Here is a 6,057-nt window from a genome sequence, read left to right as displayed (position 1 = left end):
CCTGATTTGGCCATTTTTTATGATTCTTTTCGTTGAATAGCTCGCTATTCGCCTCAAATAATCATAAAAACTGTCTCAAACCGGACTTTTCCTCGCTACGGTCGGCTAAGTCCGACAGACTCCTGGGCGTCAAGTTCGTGAAGCCCCAGGAGCCTACAACGAGTTGGTGACTGGGGTGAGCGAACGCTGATAACAACGTAGCAACTTGAAAGGCGATGGGTATATACCATTTATAGGCATTAGGAGAGGTATTGTTGAAGACTCGGGTCAAGGTTTGTGGAGTCACCTCTGTAGAAGAAGCTCTTGAAGCGGTTAATGCTGGGGCGGATGCACTGGGTCTGGTGTTTTATGCGCCCAGTAAGCGTTTTGTATCTGTTAGTAAAGCTCGTGAAATTGCTACTTCAGTCCCACCCTTTATCACCCTGGTGGGGTTGTTTGTTGATGCAGAAGAAGCTGCTATCCAGGAAGTTCTGGATCAGGTCCCGCTGGATCTGTTGCAGTTTCATGGCAATGAAACCGATCAGGAGTGTGAGCGATGGCGAAGAAGATATATCAAGGCGCTCAGAGTACGTCCCGGGACGTCTGTTGAGGAAAGTGCTGCAGCTTATCCCGGTGCCTGTGGTCTGCTTCTGGATTCTTATCGTAAAGGTATACCCGGTGGAACCGGTGAGGCTTTTGACTGGCAATTGATACCCGACAGTCTGGATAAGCCCATTATTCTGGCGGGTGGCCTGAATCCTGAGAATGTTTCGCAAGCCATAGAACAGGTTGCGCCTTTTGCTGTCGATGTCAGCAGTGGCGTAGAGAATGACAGGGGTAAAGACCCCGAAAAGATGAAAGCCTTTGTCGAGGCGGTAAAGCAATGACTATTGAAGATAAGAACAGCGACTATAAAAAGTTAAAGGACCTGCCGGACGAAACCGGTCATTTTGGTCGTTTCGGTGGCCGTTACGTAGCTGAAACACTGATGTGTGTGCTTGAAGAGCTGGAAGCTACTTACAAGAAGCTCTGGCATGACCCGGAGTTCCAAGCTGATTTTGACCGTGATCTGGCTCACTACGTAGGCAGGCCTTCTCCGCTTTATCATGCCCAGCGCTGGTCTGAAACTCTGGGTGGTGCACAAATCTACCTGAAGCGGGAAGATCTGAATCATACCGGTGCCCACAAAATCAATCATGCGATTGGTCAGGCTCTGTTGGCCAAGCATATGGGTAAAAAGCGTATTATTGCCGAGACCGGTGCGGGTCAGCATGGTGTGGCTACTGCAACAGTTGCTGCACGACTGGGTCTGGAGTGTGTGGTTTACATGGGGGCTAAAGATGTAAAGCGTCAGGCTCTGAATGTATACCGCATGAAGTTGCTCGGCGCTACCTTTGTACCTGTTGAAAGTGGTTCTCAAACACTTAAAGATGCAATAAATGAAGCGCTGCGTGACTGGGTAGCTCGTCCCGAAGAAACCTTCTACATTCTTGGAACGGTATGCGGTCCTCACCCTTACCCGGAAATGGTTCGTAATTTCCAGAGTGTTATTGGTCGTGAAGCTCGCAGGCAATGTCAGGAGATGACCAACCGTCTGCCAGATGCTCTGGTGGCGTGTGTCGGTGGTGGTTCTAATGCCATGGGATTGTTCTATGAGTTCCTGCAAGACGAAGATGTCAAAATCTACGGTGTTGAAGCGGGCGGTCATGGCGTTGAATCGGGTGAGCATGCGGCACGTATGTCTGCTGAAAGACAAGGTGTGTTCCAGGGGCAGCGCAGTTACCTGATGTGTGACGATGACGGTCAGATTATTGAAAGCTATTCCGTCTCTGCCGGGCTGGATTACCCGGGCGTTGGTCCTGAGCACAGTCATCTTAGGTCGGTCGGTCGTGCTGAGTACCCTTGTGTAACCGATGATGAGGCGCTGGCTGCTTTTAGAAAGTTAACTCTTATGGAAGGTATTATGCCGGCTCTGGAGAGTTCTCACGCCTTGGCTTTTGCTGAAAAGCTGGCTCCAACCATGGAAAAGGATCAGATTATTCTGGTGAATCTTTCTGGTCGTGGAGACAAGGATATTCATACCGTGGCTGAAATTGATGGACTGACGTTCTGAGCAGTAAGGGAGAATCATCATGAGAATTAAACAGTGCTTTGAACAATTGTCTGCGCAAGGGCGTAAGGCTCTGATGCCCTACATTACAGCGGGTGATCCAGCTGAGAAGAGTGTGGACATCATGCATAAAATGGTGGCCAGCGGTGCAAACCTGATCGAACTCGGGTTCCCATTCTCTGATCCGATGGCGGATGGGCCGGTGATTGCAGAGGCTCATGAACGCGCTTTATCACAAGGTGTTACATTGAATGACGTTTTTTCAATGGTAACTCGCTTCAGGGAAACCGATAATACTACCCCAGTTGTCCTGATGGGCTACCTGAACCCGGTAGAAGTCATGGGTTATGAGGTGTTTGCGACTCGGGCGGCTAAGGCTGGAGTGGATGGTGTGTTGATTGTTGATTTGCCAGCGGAGTTCGCTGGAGATCTGGTTGAGCATTTGAAACCAAGACAGATTGACATGATCAACCTGATCACGCCAACGACGACCGATGAGCGCATCAGAAAGATTTGCTCTGTTGCTTCTGGGTTTGTGTACTACGTCTCTTTGAAAGGCGTGACTGGGTCCAGCAAACTGGATCTGGATAGTGTTCAATCCAGAGTGGCGCACATTAAAGGGTTTACCGATCTCCCAGTGGGTGTTGGGTTTGGTATCCGGGATGGCGAGTCTGCAGCTGCCATTTCTTCGGTTGCAGATGGTGTTGTTGTGGGTTCCTTGTTGGTATCTGAACTGGCGAACTACGAAAGCCAGGGTGAGGGTGCCATTGACAAGGTCTCTGGTCATCTGGAAGCAATGCGCCAGGCAATGGATAAAGATTAACCCGGAAATTTCGTGAAGTGTCGAGCTTCTCGCTTTGCTATTTTTTCAGCTGACACATTTTGCTGATCTATTCATGCTTATTGCATGGGTTGATCAGCAAAATGCTGTCACGGTGGGAAAAGAGCTAGCGAGAAGCCGATAAGCGAGTTTTTATAGTGCTTATAATCTCCAGGGAGTTATGAGTATTAGTATTTTTAGTACGTAGATGCAGGCTCAAGCGTCTTTACGGATTTTTCGGGTTTTTCAGCCGTGAGCGATGGAGTTGTTTTTCATGACTCTCGGTGAAGAATAGCTTCATGGCTCTCAGCCCTGAGCGGCATGAGGTCATGAACGGCATGAATTAAGGTGGTAGGCGTGAGGGAGTGGTGTGAAGCTGCTCCTTCTTTTGAGTCTTCTGCCAATAGACAGGAAGTGTGAATGAGTAACTGGCTAGTCGACAAACTGATACCTTCGCTGTCACGTTCTACGAGTCAGCAGAAGAGCAGTAATGTGCCAGAAGGTTTGTGGCGCAAGTGTGTTAAGTGTGAGTCTGTTTTATATCGTCCAGAGCTTGAGAGAAATCTGGACGTATGTCCCAAGTGCAGTCATCACATGCGTGTTGGTGCCCGAAAACGTCTGGAGTACTTTCTGGATAAGAGCGGGACTGAAGAGTTGTTCTCTGAAATAGAGCCAGTTGATAAGCTCAAATTCAGGGATTCAAAAAAGTATAAGGATCGTCTGGCGTCTGCCCAGAAGCAGACAGGCGAGAAAGATGCCTTGATTGCTATGAAAGGGCAGCTGGATGGCTTGCCTGTAGTAGCGGTTGCGTTTGAGTTTAGCTTTATGGGTGGCTCAATGGGTTCTGTTGTAGGCGAGAAGTTTGCTCGTGCTGCAGAACTGAGCCTGGAGCTCAAGATTCCTCTTGTTTGTTTCTCTGCCAGTGGTGGAGCCCGTATGCAGGAAGCTCTGTTTTCTCTGATGCAGATGGCTAAAACCAGTGCAGCATTAGAGCGTATGAAACAACAGGGTGTCCCGTACTTTTCGGTTTTGACAGACCCTGTTTATGGCGGGGTGTCAGCATCGCTGGCAATGCTGGGTGATGTGAATATTGCAGAACCTGGTGCGCTCATTGGTTTTGCTGGGCCAAGGGTTATCGAACAGACGGTTCGTGAAAAGTTACCTGAAGGTTTTCAGCGCAGTGAATTTCTGCTTGAGCATGGTGCGATTGATATGATTGTTGATCGTGGTGCGATGCGCACAACCATAGCGGGTCTATGCAGAAAAATGCAGGGAATGGCTTCTGTACCTGTTGAGTCGGATTCAGACTTCAATGCGGTGGAAGAAGAGAGTGTGCAAGCAGCCGGCTAAAGGCTAAGGTATCCAGGCGACTGTCCCGGTGGGCAGTTGCTTGACTTAACTCTATAAATACAACGTTGTTCACGCTTTTCAACATTACAAAACAGGTAAAGCTATTTACCTATCCATGACTCCCCACTATCATTCTGTCCTTTGATGTTCTTCTAAGGAATCCCTCCATGACATACCAGCAAAACAGTCAGCCTCCCTTCGAGCAGCTGTCTGATTGGCTTGACTGGTTGGAAAATACCCGGCCTGAGCATGAGATGGAGCTTGGGTTGGACAGGATAAGGAGCGTAGCTGAGAGGTTAGATCTTCTTAAGCCAGCTCCTTTCGTCATTATCGTAGGTGGTACTAATGGCAAAGGCTCAACAGTGGCAATCCTTGAGTCTATTCTTTTAGCGGCTGGGTATAAGGTAGGTGTCTACACCTCTCCGCATCTGCTCAGGTTCAATGAGCGAATTAAAGTCAACAGTATTGAAGCAAGCGACGAAAGCTTGTGTGCCTCATTTCAGAAAGTGAATGAGGGGCGTGGCGGTGAATGGTTATCTTATTTTGAATTCGCTGTGCTGTTGGCGGTGGATGTGTTTCAGAAAGAAAAGATAGATATAGCCCTTATGGAGGTAGGCCTTGGCGGACGCCTGGACGCGACTAATGTCATCGAGCCCAATGTTTCGGTAATTACTACTGTAGGGTTGGATCATCAGGACTGGCTGGGTTACAGTATTGAGGCGATAGCAAAAGAAAAAGCCGGTATTTTTCGACCAGAAAAGCCAGCTGTTTTTGGTGGTGTGGAAATACCAAACAGTATCGTCGAGCAAGCTGTCAGGTTGGAATCAGCGCTGTATAGAAGAGAAAAGGAGTTTGTGCTTGATGAGGAAAAGAGTACCTGGAGCTGGGAAGGGATGAGCAAAACTGGTGAGATAATTGGTTTTACCAATTTGCCCAAGCCGAATCTGGTTATCGATAATGCTGCTACTGCTCTGCAAACGATTCAGTTTTTACCTGAAGACGTAAGCCGTAATGCAATCGTAGAAGGCTTGAAAACATCAAGCCTCCCTGGTCGCTATGAAAAGATAATAGAGTCCAATCAAAATGGGGAGGACATTGAGGTTATTCTCGATGTTGCCCATAACCCACAGGCTGCAGCGAAGCTGGTGGAACGCCTTAAGGCGGATCCAGTGTCAGGAAAAACTCGTGCACTGATTGCTATCTATAAAGATAAGGACTTTCAAGGAGTTATTGAGTCTTTATCTGAAGTCGTAGATGAGTGGGTTGTTACCGGTTTTGACTCGCCTAGAGCGCTTGATAAGTCTGATCTCAATGGCGTTGTTGCCAGGTATTCTGGTCAGTCAGTTATGGCTAAGAATGCCGAAACAGGTTTTCAGCGGCTGACAGAGATATCCACTGACAAAGACAGAGTTCTCGTGGTGGGTTCGTTTTTGATGGTTGGTGCTATTTTGTTCAATGTCAGCGAAGCCCTTCCTTCTATATAATCTTTCCCGCATTGGCCTACCGGTTACCTGGGTGTTTCTCGAGAGGGTATGTGCGAAATCGTCGTTTAATGCGGGTGGTTAGTGCATAGGAGAGTGTGTATGATTATCGGCCTTTCTGGTTCTTCTGTCTTGATAGAAGTGGAAAGAACGATTCATTGCTGACTCCTTGGATTTTGATGATCCTCAGGAGGTGGCTAGGAGCCTGTCGGACTTAGCCGACCGTAGCGAGAAAAAGTCCGGTTTGAGACAGTTTTTATGATTATTTGAGGCGAATAGCGAGCTATTCAACGAAAAGAATCATAGAAAATGGCCAA

The 6,057-nt window shown here is 48.1% G+C and carries 5 protein-coding genes; all 5 read left to right on the top strand.

All coding sequences use genetic code 11. The features are described 5' to 3' along the window. The first annotated feature begins 251 nt into the window (after positions 1-251). The 5 genes from ACR2PX_RS07800 to folC all read left to right on the top strand — a co-directional run bounded on the left by ACR2PX_RS07800 (position 252) and on the right by folC (position 5,743). Positions 252-866: a phosphoribosylanthranilate isomerase gene (locus ACR2PX_RS07800; RefSeq protein WP_433998790.1), complete on the top strand. Its 615-nt coding sequence runs from the start codon at positions 252-254 to the stop codon at positions 864-866. After that, positions 863-2,092 carry a tryptophan synthase subunit beta gene (gene trpB, locus ACR2PX_RS07795; protein ID WP_433998789.1) on the top strand — a complete coding sequence of 410 codons (1,230 nt, stop codon included), beginning with the start codon at positions 863-865 and terminating at the stop codon, positions 2,090-2,092. The genes ACR2PX_RS07800 and trpB overlap by 4 nt, the downstream gene beginning before the upstream one ends. A 16-nt stretch (positions 2,093-2,108) precedes the next feature. Then, complete coding sequence (gene trpA, locus ACR2PX_RS07790) at positions 2,109-2,912, top strand: tryptophan synthase subunit alpha (protein ID WP_433998791.1); 804 nt, start codon at positions 2,109-2,111, stop codon at positions 2,910-2,912. Positions 2,913-3,329: 417 nt separating this feature from the next. Next, a complete protein-coding gene (accD, locus tag ACR2PX_RS07785) occupies positions 3,330-4,259 on the top strand; it encodes an acetyl-CoA carboxylase, carboxyltransferase subunit beta (protein ID WP_433998788.1) in 930 nt (309 codons plus the stop codon). Between the two features lie 167 nt (positions 4,260-4,426). Continuing rightward, a complete protein-coding gene (folC, locus tag ACR2PX_RS07780; RefSeq protein ID WP_433998787.1) occupies positions 4,427-5,743 on the top strand; it encodes a bifunctional tetrahydrofolate synthase/dihydrofolate synthase in 1,317 nt (438 codons plus the stop codon). Positions 5,744-6,057: the final 314 nt, after the last annotated feature.

It is taken from the genome of Endozoicomonas sp., from assembly GCF_051008435.1.
Lineage (GTDB): Bacteria > Pseudomonadota > Gammaproteobacteria > Pseudomonadales > Endozoicomonadaceae > Endozoicomonas_A.
The sequence above is the reverse complement of the archived record's forward strand: the minus strand, read 5'-3'. Positions and strand labels throughout refer to the sequence as shown.

Excerpts from the sequence above, each read along its gene's own strand:
- folC (WP_433998787.1), top strand. The coding sequence starts at position 4,427 with ATGACATACCAGCAAAACAGTCAGCCTCCCTTCGAGCAGCTGTCTGAT.
- trpB (WP_433998789.1), top strand. The coding sequence starts at position 863 with ATGACTATTGAAGATAAGAACAGCGACTATAAAAAGTTAAAGGACCTG.
- accD (WP_433998788.1), top strand. The coding sequence starts at position 3,330 with ATGAGTAACTGGCTAGTCGACAAACTGATACCTTCGCTGTCACGTTCT.